Below are 21595 nucleotides of genomic sequence, written 5' to 3'. Positions count from 1 at the left end.
ATCATCGGAATACCCGATAGTGCAAAAGGTTTCGCTAAGAGTGGATAAGAGAGAAAGAGGAAAAAAGAGTTTGTGGCTGTGCAATAGAACGGTAGCAGAAAATATAACCGTGCCTTAGTGCCTTCGTGTGGGGAAAAATTGCACACAAAAGCACTAAGGCACAAGTTGCATTACTACAACAGCGCCTGGTACAACACTTCCACCGTATGCAAAGCTTCTCTGCCGGTTCCGTCTTTTACCTGGTGGCGGCAACTGGTGCCCGGAGCGGCAATGATGGTGTCTGCGGCCTGTTGTCGCACTGTTGGCAGCAATACCAGCTCACCGATCTGCATAGACAAATCATAGTGCTCTTTCTCAAACCCGAAAGAACCCGCCATACCACAACAACCCGAAGCAATGGTTTCAACCGTATACTGCGTTGGCAGCGATAACATTTTTACGGAAGCCGCCAGATTGGAAACCGATTTCTGCTGGCAATGCCCATGCAGTTTCACCAGCCGTTTTTCTTTGGTGAAAGCTTCGGAACTGATATTTCCTTTTTCTATTTCGGCAGCAATAAATTCATCAATGAGAAAAACATGTTTCGCCATTTCTTTTGCTGCGGGAAGGTTTTCATCCAAAGCGAGATCAGGATATTCATCGCGGAAACTGAGAATGGCCGATGGTTCAATCCCGATTAATGGGGTATCAGCAGAGACCAGCGGGCTGAGGGCAACAATATTCCGGTTGATGATCTGCTGCGCCTTCCGGATCAACCCCTTCGATAACCAGGTACGGCCGCTCTCTTCGTGGTTGGGTATGGCTACAGTATAACCTAACTTCTCCAGTAACAGAATGGTGGTAATACCGATATGTGCGTCGTTATAATTGGTAAACTCATCGCAGAACAGGTATACTTTTCTGCCGGATGCCGGTATGGTCTTTTTCCGGTGTTGTGCATACCAGTTTTTCAAGGTAGTAGTGGATAAACTTGGCATGGATCGCTTTTGCGCAAAACCGGCAAACCATTTGATCAGGCTGCCCGTAACAACATTGCCCACAAAGAAATTATAGACGGAAGGCATTAAAGAGCCCAATTTAGCCGATGCCGTAAAATTGGCTATCAGTTTTGACCGGAAAGGAACCCCATGTACATCATAATACTGCTGCAGAAATTCTGCTTTCAGTTTGGCCATGTCCACATTAGAAGGGCATTCCGATTTGCAGGCTTTGCAACTCAGACAGAGATCCATCACTTCGTAAATCTCTTTGTGATCAAAGCGGTTGATCTTATCAGAATGCGTTAAAAACTCACGCAGTATATTGGCCCGGGCACGGGTGGTATCTTTTTCATTATGCGTGGCCATGAACGAAGGGCACATAGTGCCGCCTGATAAATGCGTTTTCCGGCAATCGCCAGAGCCGTTGCATTGCTCGGCATGCTGCAAAATATCCTGCTGGTGAAAACGGAAAATGGTGTTGAATTCCGGCGTAAACTGTCCCGGTTCATACCGTAACATGGTATTCATCGGCGGCGTATCTACGATCTTATTGGGATTGAAAATATGCTGTGGATCCCAGCAGGCTTTGATCTCTTTCAGTAACTGGTAATTCTTCTCTCCTACCATCTGGCGGATAAATTCTCCACGCAAACGGCCATCACCATGTTCGCCACTCAGCGATCCCTGGTATTTTTTCACCAGCGTAGCTACTTCCTCTGCTATCAAACGGAACAGACGGTTCCCTTCCACTGTTTTCAGGTTGAGGATGGGGCGCAGGTGCAGCTCGCCCGAACCCGCATGCGCATAATGCACCGAATGCAGTCCGTGTTTGGTCAGGATCTCATTAAACTCCCGGATATAGGCCGGCAGATCATTCACATCCACCGCCGTATCTTCTATCACCGGCACTGCTTTTTCATCGCCGGGCAGGTTGCCGAGTAAACCCAGACCGGCTTTGCGCAGGGTCCAGATCTTTTTGGTGTCCTCTCCGAACAATACCGGGAAATGATAACCCAGTCCGGCGGCGCGCATGTCTGCTTCTACCTGTGCGGTAATAGCCAGAATTTCCTCGCGGGAAGAACGGGCAAACTCGATCACGAGAATGGCACCGGGATCGCCCTGTACAAAAAATCGGTTTTTACGTTGTTCTATATTTTCTTTGGTACACTCGAGAATATAATGGTCGATCAGTTCACTGGCGCTGGGGCGATATTTCAACCCGATCAGGTTAGCCCGCAGCGATTCATCTATCGAGTTAAAATGTACGCAGAGTAAACCCGTTTCTCTCGGCGGCAGGGGCACTACATTCAGTTTAATCTCAGTAAGAAAAGCCAGGGTGCCTTCCGAACCCGCTATCAGCGAACAAAAATTAAAGGGTGCACCACCGGCAGTAAAAGGTTCCGTATCTACCAGCAGGTCTACGGCATAACCGGTATTCCTTCTCTCCACCGTTTTTTTCGGAAATTCCTTACGTATCTCTACCTGGTTCTCATAATTACTCAGTAAACGGCGGGTTTGCTGGTAGATCTGTCCTTCCAGCCCGGGCTGTTCACATTTTTCGTGAAAAGCGTCTATCGATAATTCTTTGAATACGGTTTCGGACCCATCGCTCAGAAAAGCGGTTACTTCGAGCAAATGCTCGCGGGTACTGCGGTACACCACAGAATTGGAGCCGCAGGAATTATTGCCCACCATGCCGCCGATCATGGCCCGGTTGGCGGTAGAGGTTTCGGGACCAAAAAACAGGCCGTAGGGTTTCAGAAACAGGTTCAGTTCATCCCTGATTACCCCCGGTTGTACCCTTACCCATTTCTCTTCCACATTGATTTCGAGGATCTCGTTAAAATGGCGCGACACATCTACCACAATCCCGCTGCCCACCACCTGTCCCGCCAGCGAAGTGCCAGCAGTACGGGGTATTAAAGAGGTTTGGTTGGCCGCTGCAAAAGCGATCAGTAACTGTATATCAGCCTTAGATTGGGGAATAGCCACCGCCAATGGCATTTCGCGGTAGGCCGATGCGTCGGTGGCATACAGCGTACGCATGGTGGTGTCGAAAAAAAGATCGCCTTCCAGTTGTTCTGAGAGTAACTGCAGCTTGGCCTTCATTGCACAGGGTAATTTTAGATCAGCAGAAGTGGCAAAAATAACCAATTCTGATACTTACCGGTGTTAGCCTGCCGTTTAAACCGCAGATCAGGTGATCAGGATCAGTTTCTGGGGAAGGGAGAAGTATTCTGCCTTGATCTTTTCGAGGTTTTCTTTTTTATTGAATAACTCGTAATATTCTTCTACGTCAATATTGCTGTTATCCTTGTTCACATATACCGGCCCGGTAACGGAACTGGCAGGACCGTTCTCGAACAAAGCGGTACGAACGATCCCGTTTACCACAGCATCTTCGTTCAGCATACATTTATTTTTACATATCACGTTGCCATCGATCAGGCCTCCGATCACGATATCATGACAAAGAATATCCCCGTTGACAGAGGCTTTTTTATCGATAATGACCTTATTGGTGCAGAAAATAATTCCCTTAAAATCGCCTTCGATGCGGATAGGTGAACTGGTTTTGATGATTCCGAAATAAACACCACCCGATACCACCTGTACGGCGGGGAGAATCTCGTCGGGTTTCTCAGTTTTTTTAAACAGCATAGAATGGGGGTTCTCTGGTTATTGGATGGGTAAGATAGCTAAAAAGAAAGATTCGCGCCGAAAGAAAGGTGATGGAATCGTTATTTTTCTATCGTGCAGGCCGGCTCATCACTTTTCGTCAAAAAATATTGACATTTCGTCATAAAATGTAATAATTTAGCTGCATACCAAACAAAAGACCCATGAACAAATTCCGGGAGCAATTGCTGCATGATCCTAATTCCGGCTTCGGTACCCAAAGCGCGTCAGAAGATAAACAGCTGTTTATTACCAGCTCTACCAATATCTCCGGTATCCTTGATTCTGAAAATGAGATCACCCTGGACGGAAATTTCACCGGTGTCTTATACAGCAAAAAAACCATCAATATCACTCCTACCGGCATGATGAACGGGGTCATTATCTGTAACGACATTAAAGTGGAAGGCGAATTTGAAGGATCGATCTATGCACTGAAAGTAAACCTCTGCAAAGACTCGATTGTAAAAGGTAATATCCATTGTACCATCATCAATACCGAAATGAACCAGTATGTGGATGCCAATATCAAACTGCTGAGCCTGGAAACACCGGTATTTGAAGCCAGTTCTTCCGAACTGTTCTCTCAACTGAAAGAAACTTTCAACAAAAACAACAAAGACAATAACTACCTCTCCATTTTCCAGGAAAAACTGAATGCGATCAAATCGTCTACCAAGTTTTATCACCAGACCATTTATGTGGAAAGTAAACCCGAAACGCCCCCACCGGCCCAGGAGAACGATTACCTCGATTCCAATAATTAAGCCACCGGCTTTACGATATAAAGAGAAAACCCCGGTTTTCTCTTTTTTTATACCCCATCAGCAATCCCTCTGTGCCCCTCTGTCTCTCCGTATTTCTGTGTTGAAATACATGATTGTACCAGTCTTTTTCAACAGCAGTGTTTTTTTTCAACACAGAAATACGGAGACAGGGAGTTACACAGAGGGATCCCCGGCCTTTTTCTCAAACAGCATCTTAGTTCTCAGTATATGATTCAAATCACAAACAGACAGTTTTATGACAGTTAGATTTGATCTCAGTTAACTACTTAAAACTGCATATATGAAAAAGAAATTACTAGTTGTAGCCGGTTTTGCGCTGATAGTAGCCGCTGGTTGCGAAAGCAAAACAGAAACCGGCACAGAAAGTGCGAGTGCCCCGGCAGAACAGGCCGCCGGCCAATCGGGCGTACAGGATGAAACTTCGCAGAAAAACGTGGTACAGGTGGCCATGGGCAGCAAAGACCATACTACCCTCGTAACTGCCGTTAAAGCAGCCGAACTGGTAGATGCGTTAAGCAATGCCGGTCCTTTTACCGTATTTGCCCCCACTAATGCCGCATTCGACAAATTACCAGCCGGCACTGTAGAAGGATTACTGAAGCCTGAGAAAAAAGAAGCCCTGACCGATATTCTGCAATACCATGTATCTGTAGGTGTGTACAAAACAGAATCGTTGCAGGACGGACAGATCCTGGGTCAGGTAAATGGCGGCAATATTACAGTTAGTAAAAAAGACGGAAAAATCATGCTGAACGGAACGGCTACCATTGTAGCATCTGTTCCGGCATCTAATGGCATTATACATGTGATTGATGGTGTGCTGTTACCACCACCAGCCAGGAACTAAAATTTTTTACTTGTTTTTTTAAGCGATAAGCATGGGTATTCTTGCCCGTGCTTTTTTGTTTACACCCTTATGACCTATCTGCGAACGCATGCCCACTAAAGTCAGGGCTGAAGCCCGGCAACAAGTTTCAGTTGATTGTCTCCAGCCTGAAGGCTGGGGTTAATAGATAAAAGATGCTTAATCTGTATCAGGTGCCTAAGAAATAGGCGTCATTTCTCTGTCGATATTTCTTTCATATCACAACCCAATCTTTTTATAACCCCATGCTTCAGCATGGGGGTTAATCACTCACGATTGTTTGCGGGGCTTCAGCCATGACCTTGGGGCTAAGCTCCGCAGCAAGTTGAAAATAGGCAAGGCTCCCATTGTCATATGCTATTCTTTAGCATCTCCCCCACTTAAAGCAGTCAGAAAATCAAGCAGATATTTATTGAATAACTGAGGTTGTTCAAGATTGGATACATGACCCGCATCATCGATCACCTGCAGAACTGATCCTTTTATAGCTGCGTGCATACTTTCTGATTGAGCCAGTGGCGTTACGGCATCTTCTCTGCCACAAATAATCAATGTGGGAACTGTTATGCTGTTCAACGCAGAACAGGTTTCTGCACGTTCAGCCAGTGCGGTTAGTCCCATAGAGATGATATGCGGAGAATTGGCAAATACTACCTTACGCAGGCTTTCAACCAATTCCTTTTTATGGCTTATTGAATCCAGATGAAACACTTTTTTGATAAACCCCTCATTGAAATCAGTTACCCAATTTTCCGCTATATCCTCGATGACCGCGTAGCGCTTGGCCTTCGCTTCAGCTGTATCGGCAATACACTGTGTATCACATAATATCAATGCTTCAAACCGATCAGGAAATCTTTGTATGGCATTCAGCGCTATAAAACCGCCCATAGACAAGCCACAAATGATCGCTTTCTTAATATGCAAAGTATTCATAAACGCAATCAGATCTTCACTAAACAAGTCAATGCGCAGGGAAGTAACTTCATCGGCCGAGTTTCCAAAACCTCTTATATCACAGGCAATTACGCGGTAATCAGTCTTTAAAAATCCCAGTTGTCCCTGCCACATCGTTTTATCAAAAGGGAAACCATGCAGAAAGATCACCGGAACATCTCCTTCTCCGAGATCATCATAAGATAATGAAAAATGATTAACAGGTATCGTCAGATGGTAACCTTTGCTTGCGTTTTGCATATATCGTATTTTAAAAAACTTCTTTGGTAATGAGATCTTCTTTAACACCTATATTGATTAACTGCTTTTCAATCTCCTTCATCATGGGCGGTGGACCACAGATATAAAAGGGTTGTGTAAAATCAGATACATTGGCTTTCAGAAATGCTTCTGTTATTCTACCGTACTGATAACCTTCTACCTCCTGGTCTGATAAGATGTTCACAAATGCATCGCCGAGCAAGGTTTCAAATTCGTTTTCGAGAATAATATCCGCCTGGGTTTTGTTGGCAAACAATAACCGGTTTTTACCAATTTCATCTTTGGCTTTCAGGTCTCTGAATATGGAAATAAAAGGCGTCACTCCTGCCCCACCGGCTATAAAAACACCTTCTCCTTTATAGGTAATAGCCCCGAAAACAGCATGTACCACCAACTCGTCATGCGGTTGCAAATGCAACAGTTCGTTGGTAACACCTTCTTTTTCCGGATAGGTTTTGATCGTAAACTCTAAAAAATCGTCTGTTGGCAAACTTGTAAAAGTGAAAGGTCGTTCTGCGTCCAGCCAATCAGTTTTGTTAATAGCAATTTGCGTAGCCTGACCGGGCAGAAATTCAAATCCTTTGGGCTTGTCTGTAACTATTCGTAACACATCATGTGTGATATGATGGATGGAAGCTATCTTGACAATATGATTTTCCATAGTAGTTTTTTACTATTGTTAAACTGAACATTGTAACACTTACAAACCTACTGATGGATCTATCGGGGCATCTTACACTAATGATTACAAGAATTGCATGATTTACACATCCTCGCTCCTGCTATTCTGTATGGCTATCAGGACTGAAGCCCAATATAATGAATGAGATTGCTGCCCCAGCCTGCAGGCTGGGAATAATGGTGAGCAGGATATTGGGAATGCTTACTACCTGTGGAATTTTTATTACTAATTAATCGTTATTGCCCTTTGTAATGCGAGCACATCATTTTATAACCCTATGCTTTAGCATGTGGGTGAACGACTCTTTTATATCTTACCGGGCTTCAACCCCAAAAGTCAGAGCTGAAGCCCGGTATAGTGGATGAGATTATTGTTCTAGCCTGAAGGTTGGGCTAAATGAGCGCTACACAAACGGATCTGCTTTTTTCCTCCTCTTCTGTCCTTCTTTTCTTGAACTAACTTACATACACAACCATTCCGCCATTGCACTACGGGTATACTCAATCGTTCTAAAACGGAAAACTAACCGTGAATTAATGAAAAGGCTGTTGGTCGGTGACCAACAGCGGCAGGAATAACAGCGGAACGCTGCAAGTCATTTACAGCATCTTCTCCTCCGTCCGGTATTGCAGTATCTTCTCCTCCATCACCGCAGCAATACTGATGGCCCTCTGCCGGGCGAGGGAGGCTTTTTCGCCTTCAAAATACTCATCTACCGTTGCCAGAAAAAGATCTACCCAGCGGGAGAAATGTTTACTGTCGAGCGGGCGGATATGGTGCAGGTGTTTGTGCAGGTTCATCGGATTGCCGGAATAAGTGCCGGTGAAGAACAGGGCATTGTCCCAGAAATCATACATGACAGGCAGGTGTTTCTCCCAGTTCATTTTCACAATATCCGAGAAGATGAAGCCGATCACATCATCTTCAGTTACTTTCCGGTAAAATTCATTTACCAGCAGTTCAATATCAGCACGGTTTTCAATATCTCTTTTCATAGAAAACAGGATTAAGCTGTTTAGATCAAAGGTCTTTGCGGTTAAAATTGCGAACCGATAACCAGACGGGTAAACTTACCCAGGTTAACAGCACCAGCAGCGACATCAGCATGCCGGTAGTGGTACCAAAAAAATCTTTAAAAATGGCACCGGTATACCCCATCATCGCAGATACATCCAGTTGCAGCAGAATCAGGATCCGGGACAGATCAATGGGATTTAAAGCACTCACTCCTACCATCGCTTTCTCCAGCGGATAATCGGCGAACTGGAACAGGAGAAATAATACAAGTCCATCAAACAGAATTGAAAAATACACCCACAACAGAATGGCCACCCCAATGCCTTTGGCTTTGTCGCGGGTTTTTACCGCAGCCAGCATGGCAATGGCCACAAAAATGGTACTCAACAGAATGCCCACCCCGATCATCAGAAACCCAACCATATTGGCCTCATACAACAATACGGGGATACCCACCCCAATAAAAAAGGCAATGGACAAAGAACCAGCCAACCCAATAAAAAGGCTGATCCAGATGCTTTTTCGTTTCAGTGGCTGGCTCACCAGCAGTTCAATGAACTCAGCACTGTTATACACATAGATGGTAGAGAAAATGATACTGATCAACGGCACGATTAGCAGGATAATATTCAACAGGCTCAGTAATCCTTTACTGCTGTTGTCTTCCAGACTAAACACGCTGAACGATGCCACCAATAAAAAGAGCAGGTACACCAGCACGATCCGGTTCCGCAGTATATCAGCCATTACATATTTGATGATCTTTTTCATATCCTAGATGCATTTAACATGACATGCGCAATGGCTTTGGATAATTTTTCCTGACCGGTATCCTCGCGCAGCGCTTCAATGGTTTTGTGAAAGCGGAGTTCTCCATCCTGCATATAAATGACCTGTGTTACCAGGTCGTCCAGCTCGCTCAATACATGCGAGGTTACGAGTACCAGTTTGCCTTTCTGTTTTTCACGGATAATTTTTCCTTTCAGGATCTCCGACGAAACCGGGTCCAGTCCGGCCGTAGGTTCATCTAAGATCAATACCTGCGGGTCAAACAGAAATGCCAGGCAGGCACTTACTTTCTGGCGGGTACCCCCCGAGAGGGTGCGCATCCGTTTCTGCTTCAGTTCCTCCAGTCCAAAAGCGGCAATCAGCTCTTCATCAATAGCAGCTTTGTGCTGGCGGATATCTTTCATCATATTTAACACATCCACAATCCGCATATTATCAGGGTATCGGCCGATCTGTGGCATATAACCGATCTCGCTCCTGTACTGCCAGTGATGCAGGATGTTGTTGCCATTAAAAGTAATAAAACCACTATCAGGCACTACCATGCCGAGTATACTTTTGATCAACGTGGTTTTACCGCTGCCGTTGGGGCCGATCAATGCAATACATTCGCCTTTGTTACAGGTAACCGATACATTCTGCAGTGCCTGCAGTTTGCCGAATTTTTTAGAAACATTATTGGCTATGATCATATCAGGTTCTTTAATCGATTGGTTGATCAGAATAATCTTTTCATTTGTGGACGGCTATCCTTCAATCCCTCCGGTGTTAAACTGGGTAATACTTTTTCGGTTTTGTCTAACAGCGTAGTAATAAAACTCCGGAACAGTAACATAGCCGGTGGGTTCTTCTCCACAATCATTGAATACATACTTACAGGACGATAAGGCACATCTCCCACTTTATCTTTGTTCAGATCATACCCGTCGTATTTATCCCAGTAATTACTGTTGAACGTGTTCAGTACCAATGAGCCGTTGGTACCCACATCAAATGTGTTACCAATGAAATTATTTTTGGTTACTTCTATATCCATACAGCTGGCCTGTATTTTCATACCCCAGCCATTGTTCTGAAACTGGTTCTTCTGCATATGAATCCGGCTGGCACCTTCCATATAAATACCGCTGGTGTTTTTGATAAAAGTGTTACCATCAATATAACTGTCTGATATCTCTTTTAACAACAAACCATAAGCAGCATCACCCCAGTTTTCTTCAAACACATTACTGTACATTTTAACACCGTGCGAATACATGACCGCTACACCCGCGCCGTTATGGGTAAAGTGATTAGCGATATAGGCATCATTGTGTGAGAACATAAAGTGTAAACCATAACGGATATTGCGGAAAGAAGTATTTCGCCAGATCACCGAGTTGGTTACAAATTCAAAATATATCCCATCCCTCTGGCCGCTTACCGTATTGCCGATGATCTGCAAGCTGTCGCTTTTCCAGCAATGAATGCCGTTACCACTCTGCTGCTCTTCCTGTGCATAGGCAGTGATGCGGTTATTCTCGATAATGCAATGCTTCCCGTATTGTACATAAATGCCAAAGAAGGTATCCTCCAGAATATTATTCCGGATCATTACGTCGCGGCTATCATAAATCTTAATACCACCCATGTCGTCAATACTGGACACACCTGAATGGATAATGCGAAATCCTTCCACCACTACCCCATTGGTTTTGATGGAGATCACTTCGTATTTTTTTTCACCGTCCAGCACCGGGTATCCGGTTCCCTTCAGTACAATTTTCTTGGCGATGACAAGGTTCTTTTCGCGGTACAGGCCCGCAAACACCAGCACCGTATCGCCTGTGTTGGCCGCTTTGATAGCAGCCGTAACGGTTGCATATTCCTTGTTTTTGCCAACCTGCCGGGTAGTTGCCTGTAGATTGGTTACAAGAACACACAAAGAGAATATAAAGAGAAGGTATTTCATTTGTTGAGTTGGTCCCAGTTAATGCGGGCAGCCGTATATTGGATCTCCATTTTTTTCATACTGTCTTCTACACGGAAGGCAGCCAGGTTTCCATTCATGGGACTCTGGAACAGTTCGCTCTGCAGGAAAAAAGCTTCCGTAGCATTTATGAGTTGATGGTCGCCGGCAAAATCAGTGAAATAAACGGCTGCAATCTCTTTTTTATCTACTGCATCTGCATGCAGGAAGGATAAGATACAATGTGCATCATCAAACTTATAGGTCTTTCCCTTCCGGGTTACCAGTTCGGCCCCAAAACGGTTATCGGTGATCGTCATTTTGCAGGAATAGCAATTGTCTTTCCCATAACGTATCACTTCGGGTGCCGTACTGCAACCTGTGAGGCTTGTGATAGAAACGGCCAGTACTAACATGCCCGCAACACCGGTAAGGTTCCGAGAAAGTTTAGCGCGGCGTGTTTCAAGGATTACCAGCAACAGCAGGATGGCTCCTACTCCTACAAATATCCATCCGCCAATATCGGGAATGGAATAGGCGCCAAAATTCAATAACTGTTTAAACCCGATCAAGGGAGGCTGGTAAGCCATACCGGGAATACGGATGGCTGCATCAGGATTGAGGTCGTGACCATATTGATACTCCCATCTCCAGAAATCGATCATCGCAATCACGCCAAATAAAATGAATAATGTCAGTAACAGGTTCAGCCATTTTCTTTTACCTGCAACTGCTACGATGATGGACAGTAAACTGAAAAAAACAATGATGCCGGGCAGGATCCTGAACTCGGGAAAATCGTCTGCATGCAGTGTTTTCATCCCGATATAATGGTTCAGTCCGTTAATAATATCCACGTTACCCGCCAGTTTATTGGCATAGATCTGTAACATCAACCCTTCCGGGTATTGCGGTGCGTCAAGGTCTATCCGCCACATGGGTACAAACAATACAACCAGCAAAGCCAGCCCGCACAGGATCAACAAGGAACGGGATGATGTTTTTAACTTGTTCATGGCAATAATTTGTGAGATTCAATTATCACATACAAACAGCCCGGAAACAGCATTCACTATTTTCCGCAATGGGTTTCCGGGCTGGTAAAATATCCGTAACAGATAATACAGCTGTTACGGATATGTATGATTTATTTCTTAGGAGCCGGAGCGGGTTCTGCTTTAGGCTGGTTGGTTCCCAGACTAAATGTAAGCGGCACATTACTTCCTGCAGGCGATACCCGTACATACCCCTGCATTTCCTGGTGTAAAGCACTACAGAAATCGGTACAATAAACCGGGTACATACCTGTTTTTTCAGGAGTCCAGCGTAATGTCTGTGTTTCGCCCGGCATAATCAGCAGTTCCGCGTTGGAAGCTCCTTTCACGGCAAAGCCGTGTGGCACGTCCCAATCCTGTTCCAGGTTGGTTACATGGAAAAACACTTCATCTCCCACCCTGATGCCTTCAATATTATCCGGGGAGAAGTGTGAACGGATGGCCGTCATGTATATATGCACTTTATTGCCTTCTCTCACCACTTTAGACTCACTTTCTCCTTTGGATACATAGGGATGTTTGTTCTCATCGATCTTAAAGAACTTAACAGAATTTTTCCGGATAAGATCTGCCGGTGCCGACTGCGCATAGTGTGGTTCACCAATGGTAGGGAAATCCAGGATCAGCTGCATCTTATCGCCACTGATATCATAGAGCTGTGCACTTTGTGCCAGTTCTGGTCCGGTAGGCAGAAAACGGTCTTTAGTGATTTTGTTATAGGCAACCAGGTATTTAGCAGATGGTTTTTTGGTGTCACCACCGGGGATAGAGAGGTGCCCTACAGAATAGTAAGTAGGTACACGGTCCAGTACTTTCAGGTCTTTGATATTCCATTTCACCACTTCGCTCGATACAAAGAAAGAAGTGTAGGCATTACCCTTACCATCAAACTCGGTATGCAAAGGTCCGAGGCCTGGTTTTTTCACTTCACCGTATAAAGCAGATTCGTATTTGATCACCGGAATACCATCGTATTCGCCGGCATAATCTTTGGCAGCAATGGCTTTGATCATTTTATCGAAACTGAATACAGGGATCAATGCGGCCAGTTTACCACTACCTACGATATATTCACCGGTAGGATCTACATCGCAGCCGTGTGGAGATTTAGGACAGGGGATCATATAACAGATATCTTTCAGTTCTTTCGAATCCAGAACGATCACTTCTGTTTTGATGGTAGAAGTAGCAGAATGTGTTTTTTCATCCCAGCGGTTGCTGGCATATTTTACAGACTGCTTTCTGCCTTTACCGGCTTTGAGGTACTCTTCTGCTTTTTTCCAGTTAACTGCCATGATAAAATCCTTATCACGCTGCGAAGCATTTACTTCCAGCAGCGTATTGGCCTGTTCGGTATTATAACAGCTGAAGAAAAACCAGCCATGCGATTTACCTTTACCGGCATGGCTCAGGTCGAAGTTTACACCGGGACACTGGATCTGGAAAGCGATATCCATTTTACCATCTTCTTTGGCTACACTGATAAAACTCAGGGTGCCTTTAAAGTTTTGTTTGTAAGTGTTGATCGGAATATCACCGCTTACATTATCCGGAGGCACACTGAAACGGGTACCGGCCACAACGTATTCGGTATTTTCAGTGATGAAGGGAGAAGAGTGGTTACCGGCACTATTGGGTAACTCAATGATCTCTGCCGTACGGAAGGTAGTCAGATCGATACGGGCCACGCGGGGGGTATTATTGGCGTTACCAAATACCCAGCGACCGTCAATCTCACCATTGGTCTGAGACAATTCGGGGTGGTGAAGATCATCCCATGGCACAAAACCGTGTGAAGTATTCAGCATAGGTTTGGTTTCTTCGCTGTAGCCCCATCCTTTTTCCGGATCAACCGAAAAAGCCGGGATCACGCGTAACAAGCGGCCACTGGGCAATCCGTACACAGCCATCTGTCCGCTGAAACCACCGGAAACAAAATTATAATACTCATCATACTTGCCGGGTGCCACATACGTTTTGGCGGCGGCATCGGCACTAACGGCATTTCCGGCGTTCTTGGGTTTGCAGGAAAGCATCCCCAGCAATAATGCGAAGGACGCCATGGCGATCGCATTATAGTTTGTCTTTTTCATGCTGATATGTTTAAAGGTTCGTTGATAAACTCAGTTGGTTAGTAAGATGGAGATGGATTATTTCACCCCATCGTTCTTACGCATAAACTCGTACAGGCTGCGGGCATCATCATCGCTCAGGTTCTGGTTAGGCATACGCACCAGACAGATCTCCAGCTGTGCCTGTGCTTTGGGATCCTTGGTCAGCATCTCGTCGGTATTGGTGATGAAGTTCATGATCCAGGGAGCGGTAAAACGGGTGGTTACCCCTTTCCAGCCGGGACCAACCAGTTTCTCTTCGGTTAACTTATGACAGCTGCTGCACTTTACGCCATACACTTTGTTTCCTTTCTCTGCCAGGGCCGCATCCACGGTTGCAGGAATTTCTACGGTTTTGAACTTACCTTCTCCTCTTTCAGGATCATAAGAGGGATTGGTGGATGATTCTTTTTTTTCTTCACCCGCCGATGCATTTTCTGCCGTAGCGGTTCCGTTCTGGTTTCCACATGCGTACATAGCCGCTACAACAATAATGGCTGTAATCGTTTTTTTCATGGTCGTAGTTTTTTGATTGAATAATTGCATATACAAGATTACCCATGCTTTTACCGGCATTTTATGCGTTGAATCATACCGGATAAAAAAAGGGAACGTGAGAAATAGTCATACTGACTATCAACCCGTTATAAATCAATCTTGCAAAAACCTGATTTAAATCATATATTCAGATGATACTGGTCATCTACAAAGGCATTGGGGAAGGATAGTTTTGATGGTACTACACAAACCGCCACTTATGATGATAGACATTGATCTTTTGCTTGCCTGCGGGGCTGCTTATAAAAAAGTATCCGCTGGCGAAATCATCTTTCAGGAAGGAACTGCCTGCCATTTTTACTATCAACTGGTCAGTGGCATTGTTCGGTGGGTAAACGTAGATGAGGAAGGCAATGAATATATTCAGACCCTGATAGACCCCGGCGAGTGTTTCGGAGAAATCCCCTTATTTGATGAAGGCCCTTATGCCGCCACTGCCATTGCAGAAGAAGATGCCGTACTGATACGCCTGCATCGGAGTTCGTTTACACAATTATTGAAAGACAGCCCGGAAATTCATTTTTCTTTTACCCGCTTGCTCGCCAAAAGAGTCCGTTTTAAATTCCTGCTCATTAAATCACTGGCATTATATGCACCGGAAGCCCGGATTGCTACGCTGATCAATTACCTGAAAACAGAGAACAAAAATTTCTGCCCCAAATGTAACCAACTGAAACTGACCCGCCAGCAGATCGCTGATATGACCGGTTTACGTGTTGAAACGGTGATTCGTGCCATGCGCCATATGCACGACAGAGGCGAGCTGGTGATCGAAAAAGGAAAAGTGTTCTGCTGATATGATTACAATCATACCGCTTTACCCTGGTTCGCAGTTCCTTTGCCGGTAAACGACAGGTATGCGTTCTTCTTTATCCAGGTGGTTACAGGTTTCTCTGATTAATTTATTACTGGTCGCTATTATCGGCGTAATACTTCGTTACAAGATCGCTTTCTCCTTACCTTTTATCGATCAGAAACACCTGCTGCACGGTCATTCCCATTTTGCTTTTGCCGGATGGATCTCCCATACTCTGATGGTATTCCTCATACAGTACCTATCCCGCGAAAGCGGCGTAGACATGTTTCGCAAATACCGTGGCTTAGTATGGGCCAACCTGCTTACGGCCTATGGTATGCTGTTCTGGTTCCCGATACAGGGGTATGGTGGGTGGAGTATCAGCTTCTCCACTTTATCCATTATTGTCTCATATATCTTCACCATGGTTTACTGGAAAGACCTGAACCGTCTCAGAGAAAACAGGATCAGTCACCAGTGGTTCAAAGCCGCACTGCTGTTAAATGTGCTTTCTTCACTGGGTGCTTTCGCACTTGCCTTTATGATGGCCACCCATACCGTTCACCAGAACTGGTACCTGGCCGCCGTGTATTTTTTTCTGCACTTCCAGTATAATGGTTGGTTCTTTTTTGCGGCCATGGGTTTGCTGACAGCCCGCATGGAACATCTTACAGCACTCAGGCCAACCTTACAAACCATTTTCCGCTTATTTGCTTTTGCCAGTATACCGGCCTATCTCTTATCGGCCCTTTGGCTACCAATGCCAGTAGCGGTGTATGTGCTGGTGATCTTTTCTGCATTGGCACAGGCCTGGGCTTGGTTTCTGTTTCTCCGGCTTTATAATATTTATAAAACCGTTTTGGCGGATATTTTCCCAAAAAATATCAGTTGGTTATTGATACTGGCGGCATTGGCCACTACCATTAAAATCCTGTTGCAACTAGGATCTACCATTCCTTCGCTCAGCCAGTTGGCTTTTGGTTTCCGCCCCATCGTAATCGGTTACCTGCACCTGGTACTGCTGGGTATGTTCAGTATTTTCCTGATAGCTTATATCGTTTCTTACAGATGGTCTACTGCGGGCAAAACATTACTCACCGGAATCAAATGGTTTGCAGGAGGTGTCATCCTCAACGAATGTGTATTGATGATACAAGGGATGGCGGCACTTGGTTACCACACTATTCCTTTGATCAATGAGTCCCTGTTATTAACAGCAGTTATCCTCTTCACCGGTATCCTACTGATGCTGCTCGGCTTCAGTAAAGTAAAATCATAAAATCACCCGGCACCCGTTTGTACATAGTAAAATAAAGAGAGGTTATCTCAGACTCTTGAAACAACCTCTCTTTATCAGAATGTGTCGCCGGGCGCATATAACATTTCCCCTGTTCAAACAATGGAAACGAGGAAATCAATGGCGGGTCTTCTTGCTTTTATCATTCCTGGTTCTCTGTTTAACCAGCGTGTAAACTACTCAAAACAGTTCATCTCCATCCTCCGCCTAAGGCCCTGTACAATTCAACATTCTCGTTAAGCTGCGCCTTCCGGATAGCATCTGTTTCCAGTTCGCTTTGGAGCAGGTTACTTTGTGCAGAGAGTACTTCCAGATATGTTGCCATACCGTTCTTAAACAGCAGTTGTGCGTTCCTGATGGCTTTTTCGAGCGTATTCCGGCGCAGCGAAGCAATGGTTTGCTGCTCTTGTAATTTCTGGATCTTCACCATCGCATCCGAAACTTCACCAACCGCCTTTAATACTGATTGCCGGAACTGTATGACCGTTTTTTCCCTTTCTACTTTCGCTACATCGTATTGTGTCTGTAATTGTTTCCGTTGAAACAAGGGTGCCGTTATACCGCCTGCCACCGTTCCAAACAGGGATGCAGGAATAGAAAACCAGCTGGATGCTTTAAACGCATTCACCCCTGCACCGGCAGTAATATTCAGAGAGGGATACATATTGGCCTGGGCAATACCCGTTTTGGCATTGGCAATGGTAAGTGCCAGTTCATACTGCTTCACATCCGGCCTACGACTCACCATTTCCGAAGGCAGACCCGTTGCTGAATTACCCGGCACAGCCACATTAGTCAGTATTGTATTACGTTGGATATGTTCCGGCAAAACACCCGTTAATATGCTGAGTGCGTTTTCCTCTACCACGATTGCCTGCTCAAACTGAGGAATCAACTGTACAGCAGCCAGCCTTTGCGCCTCTGTTTGCTGAACAGCCAATTCTGTTACCTGTCCGGCACTGTATTGCAGTTTAACGATCTGCAGTGTACTGTCGTTCAGTACTACGTTCTTTTTTGCCACGGCAAGTTGCGCATCCAGCATTAAAAGATTGTAATACCCTTTTGCAATATTGGCTACAAGATTTGTTTGAACGGCTTTCCTGGCTTCTCCGGTTTGAAGAAATGCCGCCAATGCAGTTGCCTTTTGGTTTTTGATTTTACCCCAGATATCAGCCTCCCATGAAATACCAATACCTGTTGTATAATCCTCTACATATGATTTTCCAAGAAACTGGCTAAGACTGAGTCCATTCAGACTGTTATCCGATGGACGATTCACAGTAATACCTGTCTGCAGTTTCACATCAGGCAGGTAAGCATACCGGGTTTGTATCAACAAGCGTTGCGCTGCCTCTATATTTTTAAACGCTATAAGCAGGTCGTGATTTTTAACGATCGCAGTATCGATCAGTTTCTGCAGGGAGGGATCTGTAAAATAATCCTTCCACTGGAGATCGGCAATGCTGTTGCTGTCGGCATTTACCGCATTCCTGAAATTGACGGGTAACGCTGGTGTTGGTCTCGCCATCTCTTTTGATACGCTGCACCCGGCCAGTACCAGCAGCATGGTGATGATGTAAGTATTGAAGTATTTGTTCATTTTATTTGTTTTTTATTGACTAATAACGGGACGTTTATTTCTTTTCTATCCTCTCCTCTATCCAGTTATCATGTTCAACAATTTTTTTCCGGCCGATTTTTTCCTGCAGGTGTTGGAAAATCACAAACAGTACCGGTATGATGAAGATGCCGAGCAATACCCCTGTTAACATTCCACCTACCGCACCTGTGCCAATTGAACGGTTTCCCATGGCAGAAGCACCTTTGGCCGTTAACAATGGAAGCAACCCGGCAATAAATGCAAATGAAGTCATCAATATCGGACGTAACCGTAATTTTGCGGCTTCAATGGCTGCATGCGGGATGGATAGTCCTGCATGTCTTCTTTGCACAGCATATTCCACTATCAGGATAGCGTTTTTTGCCAGCAGGCCAATCAGCATAATCAGGCAAACCTGTACGTAAATATTGTTATCAATGCCTGCCAGATTAATAAATGCAAAAACACCCAATATACCGGTTGGCACAGAAAGTATTACCGCCAATGGTAAGATGTAACTTTCATACTGCGCTGCCAGCAGGAAATACACAAACACGAGCGACATGATAAAAATCAAAGAAGTTTGAGAACCCGATTGCTGTTCTTCCCTGGTTAAGCCGGACCATTCATAGGCATATCCTCTGGGCAAATAGGCAGCAGCAACCTCCTCCACAGCTTTCAATGCCTCACCGGAACTGAACCCGGGTTTAGGAATACCGTTAACAGTTACTGCATTAAACAGGTTGTTCCTCGTCACAGTTTCAGGACCATACACTTTCTCAAGCGAAATCAAAGTTGTTATGGGGATCATTTGTGCCGCATTGTTTTTTACCTGCACATTATGTAATGTAGACGGATCAATGCGGTAATTCACGTCTGATTGCAGGATCACTTTATACTGTTTCCCAAATCGATTAAAATCAGATGCCATATAACTGCCGTAAAACACCTGTAATGTTTGCAGTAATTCACTTACAGACACTCCTAATTGTTTTGTTTTTTCTTCATCAATATTCACTCTGTATTGTGGGTTACTGGTATTAAAAGTGGTAAACGCGTAAGCAATCTCTTTCCGTTTCATCAGCTCCCCGATAAACTCATTGGTTACATTGTTCAGATCCGAAAGTTTACCTCCCGCCCTGTCCTGTAGCAGCAACTCAAATCCATTGGTATTACCAAAACCCTGTACAGTAGGCAATGTAAATGTGAAAAGATTGGCTTTCGATATCACAGATAGCTTCTGGTTTACATCGCCAAGTATCTGGTTAATATCTTCTGTTTTTCCTCTGGTACCGGGTTTCTTCAATTTAACAAAAGCAAGACCGCTCATCGGACTGGTGGCGTTGGTAATAATATTCATACCAGCCACACTGTATACTTTTTCAACGCCTTCTACTGTACGAATAATACTATCTGCCTGGTCAACCACTTTCCGGGTTCTTTCCAGTGAAGAACCGGCAGGCATATTTAATGAGTACAGAAAAATACTCTGATCTTCGGTAGGAATAAATCCGGATGGAGATTTTTTTACCAATACGACGGTTGCAACGGTGATGGCCACCAATGCCGTAATGGCCACCCATTTTGTTTTGATCAGAAAATGAAGACTATGCGTATAACGCGTGGTCATATGCTGAAACGAAGTATTGAATGCATGAAAGAACTTTGCCTTAAATCCTTCGGGTTTGGCATCGGCTATGTGCGGGTTCCGTTTTAAGAAAAGAGCCGCCAGGGCAGGGCTCAGCGTTAATGCATTCAGGGCAGAGATCAGGATGGCAATAGCCAAGGTAAATGCGAACTGTTTATAAAAAATTCCGGCCGGCCCCTGCATAAATCCAACCGGCACAAACACAGCAGCCATCACCAAGGTAATAGAGATGATGGCTCCGGATATCTCACCCATACTCTTAATCGTAGCTGCACGTGCAGGTAAATGTTCTGTTTCCATTTTTGTATGCACAGCTTCCACTACCACTATGGCATCATCCACCACAATACCAATGGCAAGGATCAATGCAAAAAGTGTAAGCAGGTTAATGGTAAATCCAAATAACTGCATAAAGAAAAATGTTCCCAATATGGCTACCGGCACTGCAATAGCAGGTATCAGCGTTGACCTGAAATCCTGTAAAAAAAGAAATACTACAATAAACACAAGTACAAATGCCTCCAGTAAAGTGCGTTTTACTTTATCGATAGATGCATCCAGAAATTCTTTTGCAGAATAAGGAATAAAGGTTTTGATCCCCTTTGGTAAAGATTTGATGGTCTCCTGTAATATTTTATCCACTTCTGTAAGGATATCATTTGCATTAGAGCCCGCCGTCTGATAAATCAGGATGCCCGTAGATGGCCCCTTATCCACTTTGGCCGATGCCGTATAACTGAATGAACCAAACTCAACACGGGCAATATCTTTCAGCCTGATCATGGAGCCATCTGTATTAGCTTTTAGTATGATGTTCTCATACTGCTGCCCTTCATTTAATTTCCCTTTGTATTTGATCACATATTCAAATGATTCCTGGCTACCCTCACCAAACTTACCGGGGGCCGCTTCCAGGTTCTGTTCTCTGATCGCTGCCAGCACTTCCTGTGCAGATAAATGATACGCGGCGAGCCGATCGGGTTTCAGCCATAAACGCATGGCATAATCTTTCGAGCCAAATATCAATGCCTGACCTACACCATGTACCCGTTGTATCCGCGGGATCATGTTGATTTTGGCGTAGTTCTGCAAAAAACTTTCTGTAAAAGCTGTATCGTTACTATACAGAACGATGGCCATAATAATACCGTTCTGCTGCTTTTGCGTAGTAAGTCCCGCCTGTAATACTTCCTGCGGAATCAGGCTGTTTGCTTTTGCAACACGGTTTTGCACATTCACAGAAGCGATATCGGGATCCGTACCGGATTTAAAGAAAACATTCAACGTCATCGTACCATCATTGTTGGAATTGGACGTCATATAGGTCATATTTTCAACACCGTTGATCGATTCTTCCAGTGGTGTGGCCACCGAACGGGCTACTACTTCTGCATCAGCACCGGGATAATTGGCAGTAACCTGAACACTGGGCGGTGCGATATCAGGGAACTGGGTAATCGGTAAAGAAAAAAGAGAAATCATGCCAAGTAACACCAACAGGATAGAAATCACCGTTGATAATACGGGCCTTTCGATAAATTTTTTTATCATAAAATAGTTTGGT

17 protein-coding genes are annotated in these 21595 nt (G+C 44.7%); 4 read left to right on the top strand and 13 right to left on the bottom strand.

The window, feature by feature from the left end; translation table 11 throughout:
* Positions 1-173: 173 nt before the first annotated feature.
* Both AC1RNB_RS14895 and AC1RNB_RS14890 read right to left on the bottom strand, forming a co-directional pair.
* Positions 174-3089, bottom strand: coding sequence for an FAD-binding and (Fe-S)-binding domain-containing protein (locus AC1RNB_RS14895; protein WP_493084057.1), 2916 nt, complete (start codon positions 3087-3089; stop codon positions 174-176).
* 87 nt (positions 3090-3176) lie between these two features.
* The gene (locus AC1RNB_RS14890) at positions 3177-3641 is read right to left on the bottom strand and encodes a bactofilin family protein (protein WP_493084055.1); all 465 of its coding nucleotides are present in this window, start codon (positions 3639-3641) and stop codon (positions 3177-3179) included.
* Positions 3642-3823: 182 nt separating this feature from the next.
* On the opposite strand from AC1RNB_RS14890, the gene AC1RNB_RS14885 reads away from it, so the two are divergent.
* Positions 3824-4426: a bactofilin family protein gene (locus AC1RNB_RS14885; protein ID WP_493084053.1), complete on the top strand. Its 603-nt coding sequence runs from the start codon at positions 3824-3826 to the stop codon at positions 4424-4426.
* A 301-nt stretch (positions 4427-4727) separates the two neighbouring features.
* On the top strand, positions 4728-5294 hold the full coding sequence (locus AC1RNB_RS14880) for a fasciclin domain-containing protein (protein ID WP_493084051.1): 567 nt from the start codon (positions 4728-4730) through the stop codon (positions 5292-5294).
* A 375-nt stretch (positions 5295-5669) separates the two neighbouring features.
* Here the strand turns inward: AC1RNB_RS14880 and AC1RNB_RS14875 are convergent, their stop codons facing one another.
* The 9 genes from AC1RNB_RS14875 to AC1RNB_RS14835 all read right to left on the bottom strand — a co-directional run bounded on the left by AC1RNB_RS14875 (position 5670) and on the right by AC1RNB_RS14835 (position 14648).
* Positions 5670-6557 (bottom strand): alpha/beta fold hydrolase, encoded by an 888-nt coding sequence (locus AC1RNB_RS14875; protein ID WP_493084049.1) that lies wholly within the window; start codon positions 6555-6557, stop codon positions 5670-5672.
* Complete coding sequence (locus AC1RNB_RS14870) at positions 6520-7191, bottom strand: ferredoxin reductase domain-containing protein (protein ID WP_493084047.1); 672 nt, start codon at positions 7189-7191, stop codon at positions 6520-6522. The genes AC1RNB_RS14875 and AC1RNB_RS14870 overlap by 38 nt, the downstream gene beginning before the upstream one ends.
* A 620-nt stretch (positions 7192-7811) precedes the next feature.
* Complete coding sequence (locus AC1RNB_RS14865) at positions 7812-8207, bottom strand: group III truncated hemoglobin (RefSeq protein ID WP_493084045.1); 396 nt, start codon at positions 8205-8207, stop codon at positions 7812-7814.
* A gap of 25 nt (positions 8208-8232) precedes the next feature.
* Positions 8233-9000 carry an ABC transporter permease subunit gene (locus tag AC1RNB_RS14860; RefSeq protein ID WP_493084043.1) on the bottom strand — a complete coding sequence of 256 codons (768 nt, stop codon included), beginning with the start codon at positions 8998-9000 and terminating at the stop codon, positions 8233-8235.
* On the bottom strand, positions 8997-9710 hold the full coding sequence (locus AC1RNB_RS14855; protein WP_493084041.1) for an ABC transporter ATP-binding protein: 714 nt from the start codon (positions 9708-9710) through the stop codon (positions 8997-8999). The genes AC1RNB_RS14860 and AC1RNB_RS14855 overlap by 4 nt, the downstream gene beginning before the upstream one ends.
* A 26-nt stretch (positions 9711-9736) precedes the next feature.
* Positions 9737-10969: a nitrous oxide reductase family maturation protein NosD gene (locus tag AC1RNB_RS14850; protein WP_493084039.1), complete on the bottom strand. Its 1233-nt coding sequence runs from the start codon at positions 10967-10969 to the stop codon at positions 9737-9739.
* Positions 10966-11982: a nitrous oxide reductase accessory protein NosL gene (locus AC1RNB_RS14845; protein ID WP_493084037.1), complete on the bottom strand. Its 1017-nt coding sequence runs from the start codon at positions 11980-11982 to the stop codon at positions 10966-10968. Before AC1RNB_RS14845 ends, AC1RNB_RS14850 begins: the two co-directional genes overlap by 4 nt.
* A gap of 131 nt (positions 11983-12113) precedes the next feature.
* Entirely contained in the window at positions 12114-14114 is a 2001-nt protein-coding gene (gene nosZ / locus AC1RNB_RS14840) for a Sec-dependent nitrous-oxide reductase (RefSeq protein ID WP_493084036.1), read from the bottom strand.
* Positions 14115-14171: 57 nt separating this feature from the next.
* Positions 14172-14648, bottom strand: coding sequence for a c-type cytochrome (locus AC1RNB_RS14835; protein ID WP_493084035.1), 477 nt, complete (start codon positions 14646-14648; stop codon positions 14172-14174).
* A gap of 241 nt (positions 14649-14889) precedes the next feature.
* On the opposite strand from AC1RNB_RS14835, the gene AC1RNB_RS14830 reads away from it, so the two are divergent.
* Both AC1RNB_RS14830 and AC1RNB_RS14825 read left to right on the top strand, forming a co-directional pair.
* On the top strand, positions 14890-15486 hold the full coding sequence (locus AC1RNB_RS14830) for a Crp/Fnr family transcriptional regulator (protein WP_493084033.1): 597 nt from the start codon (positions 14890-14892) through the stop codon (positions 15484-15486).
* 61 nt (positions 15487-15547) lie between these two features.
* On the top strand, positions 15548-16765 hold the full coding sequence (locus AC1RNB_RS14825; RefSeq protein WP_493084031.1) for a hypothetical protein: 1218 nt from the start codon (positions 15548-15550) through the stop codon (positions 16763-16765).
* Between the two features lie 208 nt (positions 16766-16973).
* Here the strand turns inward: AC1RNB_RS14825 and AC1RNB_RS14820 are convergent, their stop codons facing one another.
* Positions 16974-18383 (bottom strand): TolC family protein, encoded by a 1410-nt coding sequence (locus AC1RNB_RS14820; protein ID WP_493084029.1) that lies wholly within the window; start codon positions 18381-18383, stop codon positions 16974-16976.
* Positions 18384-18417: 34 nt separating this feature from the next.
* On the bottom strand, positions 18418-21582 hold the full coding sequence (locus tag AC1RNB_RS14815) for an efflux RND transporter permease subunit (RefSeq protein WP_493084027.1): 3165 nt from the start codon (positions 21580-21582) through the stop codon (positions 18418-18420).
* Positions 21583-21595: the final 13 nt, after the last annotated feature.

This window comes from Sediminibacterium sp. GW821-FHT12F12 (assembly GCF_058806635.1).
This window is presented reverse-complemented; position numbering and strand designations above follow the sequence as displayed.

Bases quoted from the DNA above. Each gene is read 5' to 3' on its own strand.
- AC1RNB_RS14895 (WP_493084057.1), bottom strand. From the start codon at position 3,089: ATGAAGGCCAAGCTGCAGTTACTCTCAGAACAACTGGAAGGCGATCTT.
- AC1RNB_RS14890 (WP_493084055.1), bottom strand. From the start codon at position 3,641: ATGCTGTTTAAAAAAACTGAGAAACCCGACGAGATTCTCCCCGCCGTA.
- AC1RNB_RS14885 (WP_493084053.1), top strand. From the start codon at position 3,824: ATGAACAAATTCCGGGAGCAATTGCTGCATGATCCTAATTCCGGCTTC.
- AC1RNB_RS14880 (WP_493084051.1), top strand. From the start codon at position 4,728: ATGAAAAAGAAATTACTAGTTGTAGCCGGTTTTGCGCTGATAGTAGCC.
- AC1RNB_RS14870 (WP_493084047.1), bottom strand. From the start codon at position 7,191: ATGGAAAATCATATTGTCAAGATAGCTTCCATCCATCATATCACACAT.
- AC1RNB_RS14865 (WP_493084045.1), bottom strand. From the start codon at position 8,207: ATGAAAAGAGATATTGAAAACCGTGCTGATATTGAACTGCTGGTAAAT.
- AC1RNB_RS14860 (WP_493084043.1), bottom strand. From the start codon at position 9,000: ATGAAAAAGATCATCAAATATGTAATGGCTGATATACTGCGGAACCGG.
- AC1RNB_RS14855 (WP_493084041.1), bottom strand. From the start codon at position 9,710: ATGATCATAGCCAATAATGTTTCTAAAAAATTCGGCAAACTGCAGGCA.
- AC1RNB_RS14850 (WP_493084039.1), bottom strand. From the start codon at position 10,969: ATGAAATACCTTCTCTTTATATTCTCTTTGTGTGTTCTTGTAACCAAT.
- AC1RNB_RS14845 (WP_493084037.1), bottom strand. From the start codon at position 11,982: ATGAACAAGTTAAAAACATCATCCCGTTCCTTGTTGATCCTGTGCGGG.
- nosZ (WP_493084036.1), bottom strand. From the start codon at position 14,114: ATGAAAAAGACAAACTATAATGCGATCGCCATGGCGTCCTTCGCATTA.
- AC1RNB_RS14835 (WP_493084035.1), bottom strand. From the start codon at position 14,648: ATGAAAAAAACGATTACAGCCATTATTGTTGTAGCGGCTATGTACGCA.
- AC1RNB_RS14830 (WP_493084033.1), top strand. From the start codon at position 14,890: ATGATGATAGACATTGATCTTTTGCTTGCCTGCGGGGCTGCTTATAAA.
- AC1RNB_RS14825 (WP_493084031.1), top strand. From the start codon at position 15,548: ATGCGTTCTTCTTTATCCAGGTGGTTACAGGTTTCTCTGATTAATTTA.
- AC1RNB_RS14820 (WP_493084029.1), bottom strand. From the start codon at position 18,383: ATGAACAAATACTTCAATACTTACATCATCACCATGCTGCTGGTACTG.
- AC1RNB_RS14815 (WP_493084027.1), bottom strand. From the start codon at position 21,582: ATGATAAAAAAATTTATCGAAAGGCCCGTATTATCAACGGTGATTTCT.